Raw genomic sequence first — 19,654 nt, 5'->3', positions numbered from 1 at the left:
TTAGCGACTCTAATTTCCTAATCCCTTTTTTTATTTCAAATAAAAAATATAATTTTTGAAAAAGTCAAGATGACTTCAATATTAAGAGCCTTGAAAAACTAGCAATAGAAAATCAAGGCAGTGACTTATTTAAAGATTTCTTAACAGCCTATGATTCATTCGTAAAAAAAATAAACAAATTAAGTAATGGGTGGTCTTTTAATGAAGAAACTTTAGATCAAAAGTTATCTGGACAGCCATTTGCCAAAACTGCTTTAAAGATTTTTAATAAATCGCAAGTTATGACTGGTTTTGGCTCTGCCATTGGAAAACTTATTGATAATAAAGCTATTGAAAAAACATCTGATATTTTGCCACTACTTAAAGATATAAATAGCGAAAATATCAATGAAGATTTAAATACATTAATTGTCAGGCTTGATAATATTAGGAATACTGCTAAAAAAATTGGAAATGACCAGCGTATGTATTTTCATTTTTTCTTTAGAGAACTTTTTGATAGAAGATCAGATGGATATTTAAATTTAAAAGATGCAATTAACGAAGCGTTTACTCAATATGAAAGAAAAACTAGATAATAAATGCCATTAAGACTGAACAGATCTGAAAGTGAAACTGAAATATTATTAAACAATTTACATTTTTTTAAAGAAGAAAGTCTAAAATATTTTAGGGTTAGTAATTCAGAAGATTTAGGAATTAATGTAAAATATATTCCTACTACAGATTCAAATTGGGATGAAAATAAATTTGAGTTATTCATTTTTGAAAACCCTTATTTAACTGCAGAAAACGATGTTTTTGAGATTTACGAATATACGATATCTGAAAGATTAGGATGGATATTTCCACTAACTATTTTGGAGTCTAATGAGAATGATTTTATAGATTATAAAAATTTAAATAATTATAAATTTATTGCATATAAAAAACTATTAAGTCATAATCTAAATATATCCGAAGAACTATTTAATCAGGAATTTGTTAAACTTTCTGATATATATGGTGATAAAGTAATATGTTTATTAAGTAAAGAAACTATTAAAAAGATAGATGATTTTAAAATAGAAAACTACATTTTATCATTCTATAAAAATGGATACTTATTAACAGATGGCAAAATAGAAATAAAAGCGTTTTATGAACACCCTGAATTTACCCGCGAAATAAGGAAAAATTCAAGGATAAAAATTAAAAAATCTAAATTTCCAATAGATTCTAATGCGTTTACTAAATCACTTTTTATAGAACATATATTACAGTCAGAAAATTATCTAGTTAGATTTATTTTACTCTATCAGATTATTGAACACTTTATGGAAGAATTATCTGAACAACAATATAATGAACATATTGAAGACTATAAAAAGAAACAGTTAGGAAAGAATGATTTTAGAGAATTAATTAACCGATCATCAACTGAAAGAGATTTAGTGAAAAGTATTTTTGAGGCAGCCGTTCTAAATGGTAATCTAAAAAGTGATTTTATTTCCGAAGTTGATTTCCTTTATAAAGAAATAGGTAAGATTTCTAAACGTAATTCATTTTCTGATAAAATTTACAATATAAGAAATTTAGTTACTCATAGTCTAAGAGATTTAACATATAAAGCTGAATCATTAAAAAAGATAACAGAATTATTTGAGAGAATAATCATCGAATTATTGATAAATAATACTTTAAGTTTAGAAAAGAATTCCCCAAACTAAATCTTTAATTATAAATCCTTACTTTTAAAGTAAGGATTATATGTAATATTTAAATATTTTCACAAAAAGACTTAGGTAGCTAAATAACTTCACAATTAATTTGAGAAAAGATGTTTTGCAGATTAAAGCAGATCATATAAAAAATCTATTTTTATTTTAATGACGACAAAATAAATAGCGACCTAACTCTTCAAACCATAAACTTATCTTAAAATCCTACTCCACAACTACTTATTATCAATATTTTTCATACATTCACATGATTTTTATAAAAGCACATTGAAAGCTCTTGTTTACAACTATTTTTAATCAAAAAATTTAAAATAGATCCATTAACAGCAACAAAACAAGCATAGTTTTCAATTAAAAGCACAATCATATATATGTTGAAAAATTTTAAAACCATTCGTTTTTTACTTCTTCTTCCGCTTACATTTTGTGTGTTCGGTTTCCGTCCTCCCAGCAATGAAGAAGAAAAAATGCAGATCATCATGGTTAATACAAAGAATATTTTGTCTTATCTGCATTACAGCCCAAAACCTATTAATGATGCGTATTCAAAAGAAGTGTATAAGCAGTATTTTGAATCCATAGATCCTACAAAAACCTATTTCCTGCAATCTGATATGGATGAGTTTCGTAAATATGAAACCAAGCTGGATGATTACCTGAATACCGGAGATTTGACTTTTTATAAACTGACAGTCGATAAATTGTATCAAAGGATTGATGAAATCGATAAAATGACCAAGGATATTTTCAGCAAACCGATCAATCTGGAAGAAGATGAAATACTGACTTTGGAACCCAAACTGAAAAATGCGCCTGCCAACAAGCAGCAGCAGTATAATGAATGGAGGAAATATGTGAAATACAATATTCTGCAGGAAATAGAATCCATGAACAGGAAAAGCGAAGAAAAAAAGAAGGAGGATAACAAAGAAAACAGCAGTAAGCCCGAAGTACTGACCCAGGATGAAAAGGTAAAAAAAGCAACAGAAAATGTTAAAGATCTTCTGGAAGATAAATTTATCCGGTTCAAGAAAAGACAAAAAATGGATTGGTTTACCGTATATATGAATGCCTATACTCATATTTTTGATCCACATACCAACTATTATTCACCGCAGGGAAAGAAAGATTTTGATACGGACTTCACAGGAAAAATAATCGGAATAGGAGCCGTAATCCAGGAAAAAAAAGGAAACCTCTTTATCGGCACACTATCCATTGGAGCTCCGGCATGGAAGACCAAGCAGCTGAGTGAGGGTGATAAAATTTTAAAAATAAAATCTACCCCCGATACTGATCCTGTAAATGTTGTGGATATGCTTTCCAGCGAAGCCATAAAATTAATCAGGGGTGAAAAAGGAACTCCCATTACTTTAACGGTACAGAAAAAAGACGGAACTATTCAGGAGGTAACAATGATTCGCGAAGAAATATCGATTGAAGATACTTTTGCTAAAAGTATAATCGTAAATGCATCCGATAAAAAATACGGGTTGATCAATTTACCAAAATTCAATGCTGATTTTGAGGATAAAGACGGCAGAAATGCGTCTGATGATATTAAAAAAGAAATCATCAAACTTAAGGAACAAAATATCCAGGGAATTGTTCTAGATCTTAGAGATAACTCCGGAGGTTCATTAACGGAAGTTGGAGACATTATGGGCCTTTTCATGGATGCAGGTCCTTATGTGCAGGTGAAGGATGGAAATGGAAAGATTACAACTTTAAAAAATAAAAATGAAGCTCCCATCTGGAACGGGCCACTTGTGATTCTACAGAATGAATTATCCGCTTCTGCGGCAGAAATTTTAGCGGGTGTGATGCAGGATTATGGAAGAGCTGTTATCATGGGATCTCCTGTATCGTATGGAAAAGGAACCGTGCAGGTATTTGTAGATTTGAACAGGTTTCTCAATACTCAGGAAGACTTTGGTTCCATAAAACTAACCATTCAAAAATATTATAGAATCACCGGAGAGTCTACGCAGAGAAAAGGGGTAAGCTCAGATATCCAGATGAAAGATGTCTTTTCTTATGCGGATATAGGCGAAAAATATGATGACTATGCATTAGCTTGGGATAAAATACCGGGAACAAGCTTCAACAAACGAAACTTTCTCAATATTCAGGCTTTGCAGAAAGTAAGCGAAGAAAGAATTGCTAAAAACGATAATTATAAATTGTTACTTGAATATGCCCAATGGAGAGAAAATCTGGGTAAAGAAAAAACGGTGCCTTTGAGCATGCAAAAATACAGCGATCTGATGAAGGAGAGAAAAACTCAGGATGATAAATTCAAAGTTTTAAAAACATTAGAAAGTGGACTTCAATTCACCCTATATCCGAAGGATATTGAAAGAGAGAAAATTGATGCAGCCTTCAAAAATAAATCGGAAGTATGGGTTAAAAACCTGAAAAAAGATCTCTATCTGCAGGAAGCCATACATATCGTTGAAGATATTGAAGTAAGATCGTAAGCCTATTTATTTATTTATTTATTTAAAATATAAAATTACAGAGCTCAAAAGTGTATTTTCCTACACTTTTGAGCTTTTCTTTATTAAAATCAAAAATTTCTTATAAAATATTTGCGTAGCTAAATAACTACACATATATTTGTAGTCAAATAACTACACGATGAATTTAAGAAGAGATGTATTTCAGGCGATAGCAGATCCTACAAGACGATCTATATTGATGTTGGTGGCAGCACAGTCGATGACAGCAGGAGCCATTGCCTCCAATTTTGATACGGCAAGACCTACCGTTTCAAAACATCTCCAGATCCTTACAGAATGTGAACTGCTGAGATCTGAACAAAACGGCAGAGAAGTTATCTATCACCTAAATCCCAATAAAATGAAAGAAATAGCCGATTTTATAGAACCCTTCCGCCAAATGTGGGACGAAAAATTCAACAAGCTGGAAAGTGTGATGAAAGCCTTCCAAAAAAACATAAGTAATAAATAATAGGAGTAAAAGATGAGAAACCCCAAATAGTATCAGTTTTCCCCCACACTAAAACCCTCAAACCCTCCCACTCTAATACTCTCCCACTTAAAAAACTCAAAATATGGAACTTAAAACAAAAATCCAGGCAGAAGACAGCAAACAGGAAATCTTCATCATCAGAGAATTTGATCTTCCTGTAGAACTCCTTTTCAAAGCCTATACAGAAGCTGAATTTTTCGAGCAATGGATGGGAACGAAAGTCACCAAATTCGAAAACAAGCAACATGGAAGTTACCGTTTCGAAACTTCAAACCCTCAGGGTGATGTGGTTTTCAGTGCCAATGGAACCATTCATGATATTGTTCAGAATGAGAAAATTATAAGAACTTTCCAGATGGAAAACACCCCATTTCCGGCTCAGATTGAGTTTTTAGAATTTGAGAAATTGACAGATACTACGAGTAAAATTACCATTCAGACCATTTATAAATCTGCAGACATCAGAGACCAGCATTTGAAAATGCCTTTTGCACAGGGTATTAATATGGCACATAACCGTTTGCAGGAATTATTAGGTGGCAGGTAGCAGATAATAGGTGATAGATAAGAGATAAGAGATAAAAGACAATGGCAATGAGGTTCAAATTATGAATATCAATGTCAATAGTGAATTTTGCTTTGCAAGTGAATCGTCAATTATTAGTGAAAACATAACCAACCTTAAACCTTGAATATTAAACATTAAAACACATGAATCCAAAAGTTAATTTTTTCTTTAACGACGCCAAGCAATGGAAAAAAGAATTTGAAAAGCTAAGAACCATTGCCCTAAGCACTGAGCTTGTAGAAGATTTAAAATGGGGCTGCCCATGCTATACCTACGAAAGAAAAAATATTTTCCTGATCCACGGTTTTAAAGAATATTGTGCGCTTCTTTTCTTTAAAGGAGCTTTGATGAAAGATCCTGATCACATTTTAATTCAGCAGTCAAAAAATGTTCAGGCAGCAAGGCAGATTCGTTTTACGGATGTAGATCAAATCAATGATTTGGAGAAAATTCTTCAGGCTTATATGTTTGAAGCTGTTGAAATTGAAGAATCAGGCGCTAAAGTTGAAATGAAGAAAACAAAAGAGTTTGAAATGACTGAAGAGTTTCAAAGTAAACTGGATCAGGATCCTGCATTAAAAGAAGCTTTCAAAGCATTAACTCCAGGAAGGCAAAGAGCTTACCTACTCCACTTTTCTTCTGCAAAACAGTCCAAAACCCGTGAAGCACGCATCGAAAAATGCATTCCACAAATCATGGACGGAATAGGATTAAACGACTAACTATAAAAAACCTCATCATGAACACACCACAATCACAAAAAAGAACAAAGATCATCTATTGGATATTTACCCTTTGGATGGCGCTGGGAATGGTTTCCACCGCTATTGTACAACTCATGAAAAGTAAAGATGAACTGCTCAACTTTACCAATCTTGGTTACCCTTCTTATCTGATGACCATCATTGGAATATGGAAAATTCTGGGCGTTATTGCTATATTGATTCCGAAACGCTTGCTGTTGAAAGAATGGGCGTATGCAGGATTTTTCTTTGTTATGTCAGGCGCTGTGATTTCCCATCTGATCGTGGGCGACACAGCAGGGAGAACTTTTCCGGCCGTATTATTATTGGTGCTGGTTCTTATTTCCTGGTATTTCAGACCTGCAGACAGAAAAATCACTATTATTGATTAATAATTTTGAAGATGAAAAGTCAGAAATTTTATCGAAGATAAAATCCTCGCGCCTTAAGAAATATTCTCATTAATATAATTGGCGTCTTTGCGATTTCCAGCAACACAGCAACACAACAAAACAAACAACAAAACAAAATTTGACATGAAAAAGAAGCTTACCCAGGAACAAACCAACGAACTTTTAAAAACACTAAAAGCCCGTTTTGAAAAAAATATGTCCCGTCATAAAGATCTGAAATGGGAAAAAATTCAGCAAAAACTAGAAACCAATCCCGAAAAACTCCAGTCTTTACATGAAATGGAAACTACTGAAGGCGAACCCGATGTAGTAGATTATAACAAAAAAACAGATGAATATTCCTTTGTAGACTGTTCTCCGGAAAGCCCAAAACGTCGAAGCCTATGCTATGATTATCCAGCCTGGGATGCCAGAAAAGCGAACAAACCCGAAAGTAATGTTATTGATACCGCTTCTGAAATGGGCATTGAACTTTTGACAGAGGAACAATACCGCCATCTTCAGGAACTGGGAAAATTTGATCAGAAAACCTCAAGCTGGATCAAGACACCTCAGCAAATTCGTGAATTGGGAGGTGCTATTTTCTGCGACAGACGATACAATACTGTATTTACTTACCACAATGGTGCAGATTCTTATTATGCAGCAAGAGGTTTCAGAGGAGTATTAAAAGTATAAAGAATTATTATTATTTGGAATCTCTCAACCAGGGAGATTCCACGCTCCAGAATATGATTTTCACGCCAAGGTAATTTTCAGCGTATTCTGTAAATTCTTCTTTAGTGAAAGGTTTTTTAGTTTTAGGATTTTTATACGTAAGGGTCGGCTCCTGAACCGCCATTGCTACCAGAGGAAGCTTTCCTTTGTATTGATTGAAAAAAGGATAAGAATTTTTCATTTGTCCTTTTTTATTCGGAACAATATCAGGTCCGCCCAATCCTATATTATTTTTATAAGCGAAATCAAACAGCCTGGACATATATTGATGGTCATTATCCCATTCACACGGAAAAAAATTCACATATTGCAATACATAAGAATCATGAAAAGCACTTCTCGTAAACTTTAGATTTTCCAATTCTGCTTCAAAATAACGATCACAGCTGAATCCTGTTTTATCCTTTTTCATGTCAATATCTATGGCAGTTTCCGGAAGATTAATTCCCTGAATTTTTCCGTCAAATTTCTTTGCCAACTCTCCTATCAGCTTTTGAAATCTCATTCGGACAGCCGGATTCCATTGCTGGGTAGCCCAACCGCTTCCAACAGGTTTATTTTCACCCGGATTATCATATTGAGGAACCAGCCCACCAGTATATTCTTTATCCTTCAGCACATAATCAGGAATATATCTTGCCTTTGGCTCAAAGAATCTGTCCTGAAGCTGGATAAATAATTTTTTGTGGAGACCCGTTAGGTAATCAAGATCTTTCTCAATGACAGAAAAATCATACACATCTTTTGATTTTTCCAAAGCCCTCCAGTTATAGACAATCTGGACTCCGCCAATATCTTCCCTCGTAATCATTTTTTCAATATCATGAAGATCTCCCGACGAAGTATAAATATAATTTTGAGGAGCCTGTGCTGTCACACTTTGTAAACCTAAAATAAATAATACCAACCCTAGTACTTTAGTCATCTTTTTCATTAAAATCTATTTTAAAATGTAAATCATTTTTCGTGCCTAAAAACATTTATCATTTTTAAGACTGTTGAAAATTATTCTTATTTATCAACAATATTCTTTAATATATAAATACTATTGCTATTTTTGGACTTCAAAATTTGATTTTAACAATTAAGGATATGAAAAAATTAATCTTATTAGGTGCTGTTTCAGCTTTTTTAATCAACTGTAATAAGAAAACTGAAGCTCCGGCTCCGGCTCCAAAAGCAGATACGATTGCTGTTGAAGAACCTGTAATAGATACTCTTGGACCAAAATCTTTCTGTTATATCGGAGTAACAGGAAAAGACAGTGTTTTTGCCTCTATTGATGACAATTTAGGAACAATCACCGGAAAGTTATCTTACAAAAACAGTGAAAAAGACAGTTCAAAAGGAGATGTAACCGGTTTCAAGTCCGGAGATACCCTGAAACTGACTTACGAATTTACTGCGGAAGGGAAAAAAAGCAAAAGAGATATCTATTTCCTTCAAAAGGATAATGCATTGACAGAAGGTATTGGTGATCATAAAGAAGAAGACGGGCAATCCAAATATGCTGACGATAAAAAGGTAAGCTATAAAGACGGACAGAAACTAAGTCCTGCAGATTGTAAAGTTGTAAGCGAAGCTTTGAAATAATAATTCATTATAAAAACAAAAACAGCCTTTTTTCCAAGGCTGTTTTTTATCTTAATTCTGTTCAATAATTTCAATAAAACGGTTCACAGCTTCATCTCCCGTACTCCAAGAAGTAATAAGGCGAATGGCTGAAGAATCTTCATTTATTTTTTTCCAGACATAGAATTCAAAATTTTCAGATAATACCTCAATCAATTGATTATTGAGAATAGGAAAAATCTGGTTGGTATAAGTATCTGAAAGAAATGCAGCTCCTTTTTTCTGTAATGCATTCTTAATTTTCATTGCCTGCTGATTGGCATGCCTTGCCAGATCAAAGTACAGATCATCCTTCATCAGTTCCAAAAACTGGATTCCCAACAGTCTCCCTTTTGCCAGTAATGCTCCTTTCTGTTTGATATTAAAAGCAAAATCTTCCTGAAGAACAGGATTATTAATCACGATTGCCTCTCCTATCAAAGCTCCGTTTTTGGTTCCTCCAAGGTAAAAAATATCGGTCAGAGCCGCTACTTTTTCCAGGGTAAGATCACTTATTTCTGCTGTCAAGCCGTGTCCCAATCTTGCCCCATCCATAAACAGATATAATTTATTCTGCTTACAAAATGCGGAAAGCTCTTCCAGTTCTTTCGCCTGATAGATTGTTCCCAGCTCTGTAGAATTGGAAATATATACCAGTTTAGGCATTACCTGATGCGGTACATTACTATGTCCTTCTAAAATTGGGATAATATCTGAAGGTCTTATTTTCCCGTCTGCTGTTTCAATGCTCAGTACTTTATGACCTGTAGCTTCAATAGCTCCGGTCTCATTATTCAGAATATGTCCGGGAGCGGCAGAAATCACACACTGATAAGGTTTTAAGATCGCAGAAATAACAATTAAGTTAGCCTGCGTTCCTCCTGAAACTAAAAAGACTTCCGAATCCGGGTTGTTGATTTTTTCTTTAATTAATGTTTTAGCGCTTAATGAATACTCATCTTCTCCATATCCGGCCTGCTGTTCGAGATTATGCTGTAAAAGAGCCTGTAAGATATTTGGGTGGCATCCTTCAGAATAATCATTTTTGAATGAAAATTTCATAGAGTAAATGTAAAAAGAAAATCGTTCTTATGAAACAGATAACTCAATACAATATCTGCAAATAGTGCATTTATTTAATAACATCATTAGGCTGCCCAACCTGTAAATCTTTTCCGGAATTGATATATATTTTATACTTCTTTTTACATGTTTTTTCCAGCGGCTCAATAAAATAAGAGATTCCATTCTCCATATAAGCTCCTGTTAAATTACCGGAAGCAATGGTCAAAGTAATAAGCTTTGTACCATCTTCGGATTTTCCTTTAAAACTATATATTTCATTTTTTCTCAATGCTTCGGATGTTCTGTCTGTCGTTATATATTTTGTTTCCTTACCATTGATATCATATAAATTAAAAATAATCTCTTTTCTTCCTCCCTTATTCAATTTATTTTCCTTTATGAATTTTTTAGGATTAAAATCAAATGTAAAACTTCGGGATTGCCCTGATACATTACAGAACAATGTAAAAAGCAGAAATAGTATAATGTTTTTCATCTTGGGTGGTATTTATAGATACTTATACAAATTCTATACAAAAAAGGAGCTATATCACTATAGCTCCTTTTAAATATATATTATTAATTATTTTTTGATAACTTTTGACTGATGAATCAGTGTTTTATTATTCAATAATTTTAACATATAAACACCGGTTTTAAACTTAGTGAAGTTAATAGCTGAATTATTCATCGTATTACTCTCCATTAATCTTCCCGATGCATCATAAATTTCATAATGAGTGATTTTCTCATCACTGTATACCTGAAGGAAATCTTTCACCGGATTCGGAACCAAACCAATTGGCTTTTTAGAAAGCTCTTTGGTACTTAATACAGACGTAATATTTAAAGTAATATTGTTTCTGCTTAATTGGTAACAAACTTTTGCCTGATTAAGTTCCGCAATCGTTTTATTAACTAAGGCACTTTCCGCTCCTGTAAACGAAATACCTTGTACCGTGTATGTTCCTACAGGTAAAGTCGTAAAGTTACCTGTTGAACTTGTAGCAATGATTGTATTGGTGGTCGGATTAATAGCTGCATAAGTAAAACTAACGCCTGCAGGTAGACTTACAGTATCATAGAATTGTCCAGGTCCATTAATGCTAACCACAACACTTGATCCTGCAGGAGTACTGCTCAGATTTCTTGAAGTCATGAAGTACTCCACGCCCTTTTCCAAAGTTACAGTGAATGTTCTGTAATAAGTAAAGCTGGTTCCTGTTCCGGAATACACAGCATTTGAAGTCAGGAAATTGGCTGTTCCTGTCTGAGTTCCTTTATATAAAGTAATAGCTACACCACTTGGAGAAGGATAGCTTAATGTATAGCTTCCTGTTTCTGTTGCTTTGAATTTTAAAGTCAGCATACTTGAGCTTGCATTAAGCAGATAAGGAGCTGTTTGTGCCTGATTAAATATATACCAGCTATTGGCTGTCATATTCGCAGCATCGAAAGTCAATGTTTTAGAATTATACGTATCATTCGATGGGGTTTGTGGTACCAGATTAAGGTTAGCCTGTGCACTTCCCTGTATTGCTGTTACCACTTTCGGATTGTCTACCATAATGGTTTGGAAAGCATTACAGTTGGAACTGATAATAAAATTAGTATCAGAAACATCAAAGAATTCTGCATAATCATTGATTACTGCCGTAACTTTAATTCTTGCTTTAGTCGTATAAGGAACATATGGCAAAGTTACCGTTGCTGTACCATTATTAGGAACATTGGAAGCAAGTACATAAGGGAAAGTGTCTCCTCCATCCGTAGAAAGAAGGACATTAACTGTATTCTTCAGGACATTGGTCTGGTTTACATCCCATGTTACATTGATATTGGTTTCAGCATTCACTGTCACATTTGAATTAGGATAGGTCACCGCTAAAGGTCCTTGATCAGTTACGGTCACTGTAACCTGATCAGAATCTGCACCGCCTGAAATCACACTGTTATCTCTTACAGTAAATCTCATTTTCATGGTTCTTGCTACCAAAGGAAGTGCCTCTGCTTCATTCACAGGAGGATTATTCTGGTTATTCAGAACAAATTTCATTTTTGGGAAATATCGTTCTGTAGTCGTTGTACTCTGCTCAGATCTGAATAATGGCGCTGTAGTACTGTTGACTGCAGAATATCCACCACTTCCGTTAATAGTACTTCCAAAAGCTCCTTTATCATTAGCGGTAGCAACGTCTACCTGATCCCAGGTATAAGAAAGGTTGGTATCTTCAGCATCACTTGCTATTCCTTTCAGTTTAAAAGGAGTATTTTTTGGAATGCTTATCGCGGTATTACCCGGATTGGCAGAAGGCGGTGTATTATTTACCGCTACAGAAGTATAGCAGGTAGAAGATACTGCAAGGGTATTTAAAATCTGATCAATACTTTTAGCATGGAAATAATTCAAACCGTTATTTCCTGTATTGGTTTGATCATTAGGCGTAGTACAATTGTTTTTATAAGCCATTATAGTAGATCCTGATCCCGGCTCTGTAGCTGCTGCAGAATTCCATCCGGAAGTGCAGAATGTAGGGCTTGAAGGCGTTCCTCCTACCGCATTATAAGTATGTCCTGCCCCAAACTGATGCCCCATTTCATGAACGATCAGGTTGGCAGATAAAGATTTTGGCATAGAGAGCGTCCACTGGCTCCAGGCTCTCGCTTTAAGAGATGCAGTACACGGACGAGGCCCCGCCTGTCCCTGAGCACTTCCTCCCGCTCCCGGCATAATATTAAAGGTATGGCCAATATCGTAATCTGCATAAGGCAGCGTTCCGTTGGTATTCATAATGTCAAACCCGGATTGTGAATTGGCTGCTGAAGCAAAAGATGGGTCTATTGTAAAAGGATCTGTAGCTCCATCCGTAAAAATCAGGGTTTTATTGGTTGTTTTATCAATTAATGTAAAAGAAATGGATAATTCTGATTCATATATCTGATTGATCAGGTTCATCATAGCCACCAATTCTCCAAGAGCAGCATCCTGATTTCCTAAAGCAGTTGTAAATTCACCTGTCGTTGCCACTGCCATTCTGAACGTTTTCAATGAGCTTCCATAAGGGAATCCTGACACCGACTTCTGAACATTCAGCCCTTTGGCCACAGCCTCCAAACTTTCTTTAAAGTCATTTTCATCAGTTCCGCACATGAACTTTTCACCAAACATTTCAAAGGAGTTGTAAATACGATATTCTCCTTTATTAGTTTTATAAGGTTCTATAATATAATATCCTGTTCCGGATTTCACCATTGCAGAGATCTCATTTCCAACCAGGGTAAGTTTTATTTTATCTTGTCTGTCCTTTGAATATCCGTCAAAAGTAACAATATTATCAATTTTCCTGTTTAAAAGATTATTTTCAGATAGAATAAACTCCTTTTTAGTACCATCAATAAGGGTTAATACAATAGATTGGTTGCTAATTTTTTCAGAATTTTTTCTATTTGTGTTTACACTTCTTTTAAAATCATCAATATTAAGTTTAAAAGTTGTTCCTGGAAGATCATCACTGCTTAAACCGCTGGGTTTCAATATCTGTGCATTCATAAAAAAGGATGCACAGAGTGAAAGGAAAGTAATTTTTAATTTCATTGTTCTATTTTTTACGAAGTTAAGATAAGTAATTAATCAATAAATCACTTAAAAATGAAAAAAAATGAGTGATAATTATTCATAAATTTAAAAAAAATACAAATATTTTAAATTATTTAAAATAATATTCATTAAAAATAAAATAAATCGAAATATAAAAAACATCCAGACTCATATGTAATGATCTCATTAATAACCAATTTTAAATTTCATCCCTGTTTATTTTCACTTAATCCTATTTTATTAGAATAATTAATGATTATCAAATGAATTTTTGATTGATAAGCAGAAAAAATTTAATATTATTTTGTTAGATTTGTAGTGAAAATCATCTAACATTTTGAAAACAACCCTAACAGAAGAGAATTACCTGAAAGCTTTGTTTCATTTAGTTGACAATGAAGGTAAGGTTACAATTAATGAGCTCAGTAAATTTTTGAATGTCAAAATGCCGAGCGTCAATAATATGATGAAGAAATTTGCCGACAAAAAATGGGTCATCTATGAAACTTATAAGCCATTAATTGTTACAGAAAGCGGAAGACGTGAAGCCTCCCTGGTCGTTCGTAAACACAGACTTACCGAAATGTTTTTAGTCAAAAAAATGAATTTTGGCTGGGAAAATGTTCACGAAATTGCTGAACAGCTTGAGCACGTACATTCTCAAATCTTTTTCGATAAAATGGACGAAATTCTGGATTATCCTAAATTTGATCCGCATGGAGAACCTATTCCTGATAAAGACGGGAATATTATCTCTCAGGATTTACAGAAGCTCAGCCATTGTGAACCTGGTGAAAATGTTACTTTCGCCTCAGTTACTCTTTCTGATGATGCTTTCCTGACTTATTTGACTGACAGAAAACTGTTGCTCAATACCAAAGTAAAAATCATTAAAGTTGAAAATTTTGACAAATCAATGACGATTGAAATTGACGGTAAAATAGAAATTCTAAGCAAAAAAGCGACTGAGAAAATATTGGTAAAAAAATAAATTTACATATACACAAAAGGTGGTTAAATAACATTTAGCCACCTTTTGTATAGTATACTAAAAAGGAACGATCAATTTTAAAGAAATATTTCTTCCCATATTATAAATATTTCCTAAATATTTTAAACGGCTGAGATGTGACTGATAAGCACGGTCAAATACATTATTCACCTGAAACTGCAGAACTGCAGAATGATTTTCAGAATAGTGTATTGCAACAGATGCGCCGATATTAAACAATGTATAATCCGGTGTTGCAGTTTCTGTATTATCTAATCCCATATACCTATTCTGTGCCGCCGAAAACTCTACTTCTGCCGTGGGTGTAACGGATGAAATCAATTTTGACGGGATAGATATTTTCTGGGATAGGTTTCCAGATAGTTTTAATGGAGAAATCAAAGGAAGATATTCTCCCTGAGTCTCTTTATTTTTGAATTTCTTATCACGATTGAAGCCGTAAATAACGGATAAGCTTGTCTCAAAATTAAATCCTTTCCATTTCTCAGGATGCAGCGATACCCACGCCTCCATCCCATAAAGCTGGGCAGAAGCCTGCTGATACTGATAGGTTTTATTACCCTGTGTATCTACGATAGGATTTCCCTGTGCATCTACAAGTAATGACAGATAAATATAATTTTGAATATTATTATTAAACCAGCTTACATCCGCTGAGAAATCCTTAAATCTTGTACTGATTCCCAGATCTTCCTGTAATGAAAATTCAGGATTAAAATCTCTGTTTCCTTTATAAATAATGTGGGCTCCGGGATCCAGTCCGTTCGAACCAATCTCTGTAATGTTTGGTGCTCTGTAACTTCTTCCAATATTGGCTTTAAGGCTAATCTGTTTTGTCAGTTGAAAAGCCGATCCGATACTGGCTGACAGGCCGCCGAACGTTTTGTTGTAAGAAGCAAACCCAAGCCTGGTATTGGCAGATGCCTGAGCAGCATGTTCTTCAAATTGTGTTACCGGGTTAGTCTGTATATAAAAATCATCCCAGCCAATCTTTCGGATATCATAACGAGCACCTCCGCTTATGTTGAGTCTTTTATATTTCCATTTGATATAAGTATAGATCCCTCCTTCGCTTAAGTCGTAATCAGGAATTGGAAAATCTGTTGCTGATTTATTTTTATTGTTTTGAACCATTCCGTTAATACCTGCAGAAATTTCAACTGATGAAAATTTAGGAAAATTATAGCGTATTCCATAATTTAACGTATTAAGCCTTACGTACATTCCGGGTTGTGAAGGTACAGTAGGATGATTGTATTCTCTACGGATATTTTGCTGCAAAGCCAGCTGAACATCCAGATCTCCTTTACCAATCTGTTGAGTATGCTGGGCATATAACCTGTAATGCTGAATTCTTTGGTGTAAAGGTGAAAGCGTGTAAGAATTAAGATTTATATCTGAAACGATAGGTCTTTTTTCTACGTCATCATCGTCTCCCTCTCCTATCTGATAGGTAAATTTTCCGGTATTCGGATCACGGCTTCCATCAGGTATTCCCTGCAAATTATCATATAATGTAAAATTGATTTTTGAAAAGCTTGTATTTGTTTTTCGTCCTAAGAGAAAAGAAAGGTTTTTTTCTTCAAAATTGGTATTGTATACTCTGCCATCTACAGCATTTCTGTAGTTTTTAGCCATTCTGTAGGAAGCATTTAATGAAGCTATAAGAGAATTCTTTTTATAGCCTAACTGCATTCCGTTTCCAATAAGATTGTTGTTTCCCTGATATTCACCGGTTATTTTGCCATGCACAATACCGTCATTTTGAGAAGGCACATAGGGAAAAAGACTTACCACTCCTGCCAAAGCATCAGAACCGAACATCAAGCTGGCAGGTCCTTTTATAACCTCTGCCCGTTCTACAATATAAGGGGCGATTTCTATACCATGCTCATCTCCCCATTGCTGGCCTTCCTGGCGTATCCCATCATAAAGAGTTAGTACCCGATTATAGCCCAATCCCCGGATAAAGGGTTTTGAAATATTGGGTCCCGTTTCTACCACACTTAATCCGGGAGCAGATTTCACCAATGAACTGATGATATTGGTAGCTACAGTTCTTTCGAGCTGTTTGTAAGAAATGCTGAGCATGGCAACAGGTGTTTCTTTAATTAAAGTTTCCCTTGAAACTCCCGTTATTGCTATTTCATCAATTCTGTTACTATTACGGATGAGTAAAATATCCGGTATGGGTCTCATTTTTTTCTCTACAGAAATGTCCCTTTCAAATTCTTCATATCCTTTAGCTTTCACCAAAAGTCTGTAATTTCCGGGAGCCAGGTTTTTGATCGTAAAATCACCATTTTTATCCGGTGTGGTTTTTATCGAAGTGTCTTTTAGTATTACGTCAGCACCCGGACTGCTTCCATTTTCAAAAAGGACTTTCCCTGTTATTTCCGCATCCTGAGCATTTATCATTGAAGTAATAAAGATTACAAACACCGACAGCATCAATCTAAATTTCATATACATTAAGGTTTTTTATTAAAGTCTTTGAAGGATTGAAAATGGTTATTAATTAAAAATCAAAAGTAGTAAAAAAAACAATATTGCAACTATGTTGCAATATTTAATTTTAAAAGAAAATTACCTTTTAAAAAATTTTCCTGAAGAGCAGTAATCGATTAACTGTTAAAAAACGGTTAAACTCTTTTTTTGAAACACTCGAAAATTTATTTTTAGCTAGGTTTGCAAAACGTTCTACAGACTTTGTCTTTCTGACAAATACTTACATTTAATTATTACTTAAAAAAATTATGAAGAAAAGCATTCCGTTTTTTATTATTTCGATGTTATTAAGTCCATTTGCAAATGCGCAGACCACTTCTCAGGTAAGAGATTTTGTAATTGAACCACAGATTAAGCCTAATTTCTATATTTATAAAACTTTCGGAGTATTCGGTGGCAAAGAATATTCTACTAATGCAGTTTATCTGGTTACCAAAAAAGGAGTTGTTTTATTCGATGTTCCATGGCAGAAAACACAGTATCAAAGTTTATTGGATACCATTCAAAAACGCCATCATCTTCCGGTTGTAGCTGTATTTGCTACTCATTCACACGAAGACAGAGCCGGAGATTTAAGTTTTTATAATAACAAAGGAATCAAAACATATGCAACTGCCAAAACTAATGACCTGTTAAGGAAAGAAGGAAAAGCTACTTCTACAGAAATTATAGAAACGGGAAAAACATACCGTATTGGCGGAGAAAAATTTGTAGTGGACTTTCTTGGTGAAGGACATACTGTTGACAATGTAGTGGTATGGTTTCCAAAATATAATATATTAGACGGTGGATGCCTTGTAAAAAGCAGAACCGCAGAAAATTTGGGTTATACTGGAGAAGCCAATGTTGCCCAATGGCCGCAAACCATGACCAAGCTGAAATCAAAATATTCAAAGGCTACTCTTGTTATTCCAGGTCATGATGAATGGAAAGGTGGCGGACATGTAGAACATACACTGGAACTTTTGAACAAAAAATAATCATATAATATAGAAAAGACCTGACTTTTGCCAGGTCTTTTTTTATAATGCATTTACTTGCCTGAAAGATATTTTATAGCTTCTCCCATTACTCTGTCTACAAATGTTTGCGGATTATTTTTCATTTGTCCAACTTCAGCATCCGAAGGAGGTGTCACATAAATATCCGGCTTGATCCCAACTCCTTCTATGACTTCCTCATTGAGATTTTTGGTTGCCATTAATGGCATATAAAATTCTAGTATCCCATCAGCTATGGCATCCCTCGTACCTCCATTAAAATCATCTGATCCTCCCAGACCAGCAGTAGCTCCCGCACTGTAATCTCCTATTGAGACAGCATGAGATCCTTGGCTTTTAAGCATCAGTGTAGACATTTCAGACATACTGTAACTACCCTTATCCGTTAAAATAGCAATAGGAATATCTTTGGGAAGTCCAAACAGATGGGGCCTTACCTGTACCGGAACCCAGGGAGTATAATTAAATTGTCCATTTCCTTCTTTTGTCCTTTGATAAAATGCCGTTGTACTTTTAGTGATAAATCGTTCAGTAAAAAATCTTGCATCAACAATTGCACCACCACCGTTACCTCTTAAGTCAATAATCAGTTTTTTAATCTCTCCTTTATGCAAAGGATTCAGAAACTTTTTATAAAAAGGAGCACTATTCAGTATTTTTTTTGCCATATCCTGAAACTGTTCTAAATGATATCCCAATTCTACGTGCTTATTCATTTTATCAATAAACCAATTGATATAAGGAAGGGTTTCATTATCAAAAACAGAAAAATAGGTTTCCAGACTATTGTATTTTACGAGATTATTAGATTTGGTGAGTAGCTGCTGGGTTACATTTAAAAAAGAATCTGATAAAACTTCTGTATTTTTAAATGCTCCAATCTGACTATTGAAGGATTTCATTTCATTTGAATTCGGAAATGAATTCCATTCGTTCAATATATTTATAGTGAAATTTTTAACTTCATTTCTCATTTTAATATCACTAATAGCATTAAGTTCTTGGCTGTTTGCAATAATGTCAGGTGTAAGAACAAAAAAATTTCCCGGATCCAGGCTCACATATTTATCAGCAAGATCAATTTTAAATTTTGTAGATAAATCAAAACTGTTGAAGCTGAAATAGTAAATGTCTGGAATAGATTTTAGATTCCCCGCCAATAAAAAATTATCGACTAATACAGCTCCATCCTGAAGTTTGTCTTTCATGTATCTGTATTTTGAAAAAAATGGATAATAATTAGGTTTCTTTTCTTTCATTCCCCCAGAAAATGTATAACTTGGGGCAATACCGGAACTTGAAATAGGTAATCTTATTTTAACATTAAAATGCCTGTCAATAATAGGGTTGATAATCTCTGTAAAATACCCATATGCTTTTTCAGCATCTGCCTGCATATCCGTATCACTTACTCCAATACCGTTATAAGATTTTAAAGCAGCAAATTTGGGGTAATATTCTTTATATATGGCATTCCAGTCCATACCACCCTTTTCCTTCTGTTCATAAAAATAATTATACCGCTGATCCATCACTGTCCAGAATACTTTAAAAAGATCTGCATAGGATTTTATATCATTTCTTGTATATCGTGTTGGTTCTGTAATGGAAGACTCGTAATCCTGTACACAGGAATTGAATATTGCTGATGCTGAAAATAATGCAAGTCCTAAATAAATGATATTTTTTTTCATTTTTATATA

The 19,654-nt window shown here is 34.2% G+C and carries 17 protein-coding genes; 11 read left to right on the top strand and 6 right to left on the bottom strand.

Features of this window, described 5'->3' with window-relative positions; all coding sequences use genetic code 11:
* Nucleotides 1-281 precede the first annotated feature (281 nt).
* From CQ046_RS06675 to CQ046_RS06640, 8 genes are all read left to right on the top strand, one after another.
* Entirely contained in the window at nucleotides 282-578 is a 297-nt protein-coding gene (locus CQ046_RS06675) for a hypothetical protein (RefSeq protein WP_105701497.1), read from the top strand.
* A gap of 3 nt (nucleotides 579-581) precedes the next feature.
* A complete protein-coding gene (locus tag CQ046_RS06670) occupies nucleotides 582-1,709 on the top strand; it encodes a hypothetical protein (RefSeq protein ID WP_105701496.1) in 1,128 nt (375 codons plus the stop codon).
* A 383-nt stretch (nucleotides 1,710-2,092) separates the two neighbouring features.
* Complete coding sequence (locus CQ046_RS06665) at nucleotides 2,093-4,201, top strand: carboxy terminal-processing peptidase (protein WP_105701495.1); 2,109 nt, start codon at nucleotides 2,093-2,095, stop codon at nucleotides 4,199-4,201.
* Nucleotides 4,202-4,361: 160 nt separating this feature from the next.
* Nucleotides 4,362-4,694, top strand: coding sequence for an ArsR/SmtB family transcription factor (locus CQ046_RS06660; protein ID WP_105701494.1), 333 nt, complete (start codon nucleotides 4,362-4,364; stop codon nucleotides 4,692-4,694).
* A gap of 103 nt (nucleotides 4,695-4,797) precedes the next feature.
* Entirely contained in the window at nucleotides 4,798-5,262 is a 465-nt protein-coding gene (locus tag CQ046_RS06655) for an SRPBCC domain-containing protein (RefSeq protein ID WP_105701493.1), read from the top strand.
* A 164-nt stretch (nucleotides 5,263-5,426) separates the two neighbouring features.
* Nucleotides 5,427-6,005: a YdeI/OmpD-associated family protein gene (locus tag CQ046_RS06650; protein WP_105701492.1), complete on the top strand. Its 579-nt coding sequence runs from the start codon at nucleotides 5,427-5,429 to the stop codon at nucleotides 6,003-6,005.
* A gap of 17 nt (nucleotides 6,006-6,022) precedes the next feature.
* Nucleotides 6,023-6,418, top strand: a complete 396-nt coding sequence (locus CQ046_RS06645; protein ID WP_105701491.1) for a DoxX family protein — start codon at nucleotides 6,023-6,025, stop codon at nucleotides 6,416-6,418.
* A 144-nt stretch (nucleotides 6,419-6,562) separates the two neighbouring features.
* Nucleotides 6,563-7,117, top strand: coding sequence for a DUF4256 domain-containing protein (locus tag CQ046_RS06640; protein ID WP_105701490.1), 555 nt, complete (start codon nucleotides 6,563-6,565; stop codon nucleotides 7,115-7,117).
* 10 nt (nucleotides 7,118-7,127) lie between these two features.
* Here CQ046_RS06640 and CQ046_RS06635 read toward each other — a convergent pair whose 3' ends face one another.
* Nucleotides 7,128-8,090 (bottom strand): hypothetical protein, encoded by a 963-nt coding sequence (locus CQ046_RS06635; protein ID WP_105701489.1) that lies wholly within the window; start codon nucleotides 8,088-8,090, stop codon nucleotides 7,128-7,130.
* Between the two features lie 158 nt (nucleotides 8,091-8,248).
* Here CQ046_RS06635 and CQ046_RS06630 point away from each other — a divergent pair, with 158 nt between their 5' ends.
* Entirely contained in the window at nucleotides 8,249-8,749 is a 501-nt protein-coding gene (locus tag CQ046_RS06630) for a hypothetical protein (RefSeq protein WP_105701488.1), read from the top strand.
* Between the two features lie 51 nt (nucleotides 8,750-8,800).
* Here CQ046_RS06630 and CQ046_RS06625 read toward each other — a convergent pair whose 3' ends face one another.
* The 3 genes from CQ046_RS06625 to CQ046_RS06615 form a co-directional block, all read right to left on the bottom strand.
* Nucleotides 8,801-9,829, bottom strand: coding sequence for a threonine aldolase family protein (locus CQ046_RS06625; RefSeq protein WP_105701487.1), 1,029 nt, complete (start codon nucleotides 9,827-9,829; stop codon nucleotides 8,801-8,803).
* Between the two features lie 70 nt (nucleotides 9,830-9,899).
* Entirely contained in the window at nucleotides 9,900-10,328 is a 429-nt protein-coding gene (locus CQ046_RS06620) for a hypothetical protein (RefSeq protein WP_105701486.1), read from the bottom strand.
* 87 nt (nucleotides 10,329-10,415) lie between these two features.
* Nucleotides 10,416-13,427, bottom strand: coding sequence for a zinc-dependent metalloprotease (locus CQ046_RS06615; RefSeq protein WP_105701485.1), 3,012 nt, complete (start codon nucleotides 13,425-13,427; stop codon nucleotides 10,416-10,418).
* 340 nt (nucleotides 13,428-13,767) lie between these two features.
* On the opposite strand from CQ046_RS06615, the gene CQ046_RS06610 reads away from it, so the two are divergent.
* A complete protein-coding gene (locus CQ046_RS06610; protein ID WP_105701484.1) occupies nucleotides 13,768-14,421 on the top strand; it encodes a metal-dependent transcriptional regulator in 654 nt (217 codons plus the stop codon).
* A gap of 57 nt (nucleotides 14,422-14,478) precedes the next feature.
* On the opposite strand, the gene CQ046_RS06605 is transcribed toward CQ046_RS06610, so the two are convergent.
* The gene (locus CQ046_RS06605; protein ID WP_105701508.1) at nucleotides 14,479-16,908 is read right to left on the bottom strand and encodes a TonB-dependent receptor; all 2,430 of its coding nucleotides are present in this window, start codon (nucleotides 16,906-16,908) and stop codon (nucleotides 14,479-14,481) included.
* Nucleotides 16,909-17,198: 290 nt separating this feature from the next.
* Here CQ046_RS06605 and blaIND point away from each other — a divergent pair, with 290 nt between their 5' ends.
* Nucleotides 17,199-17,930 (top strand): IND family subclass B1 metallo-beta-lactamase, encoded by a 732-nt coding sequence (blaIND, locus tag CQ046_RS06600; protein WP_105701483.1) that lies wholly within the window; start codon nucleotides 17,199-17,201, stop codon nucleotides 17,928-17,930.
* Nucleotides 17,931-17,983: 53 nt separating this feature from the next.
* Here blaIND and CQ046_RS06595 read toward each other — a convergent pair whose 3' ends face one another.
* Nucleotides 17,984-19,645 carry a S41 family peptidase gene (locus CQ046_RS06595; protein WP_105701482.1) on the bottom strand — a complete coding sequence of 554 codons (1,662 nt, stop codon included), beginning with the start codon at nucleotides 19,643-19,645 and terminating at the stop codon, nucleotides 17,984-17,986.
* Nucleotides 19,646-19,654 lie beyond the last annotated feature (9 nt).

Source organism: Chryseobacterium sp. MYb7, from assembly GCF_002979455.1.
GTDB lineage: Bacteria > Bacteroidota > Bacteroidia > Flavobacteriales > Weeksellaceae > Chryseobacterium.
Note: the sequence above shows the minus strand (reverse complement) of the source record. Positions and strands in the feature narration are given on the sequence as shown.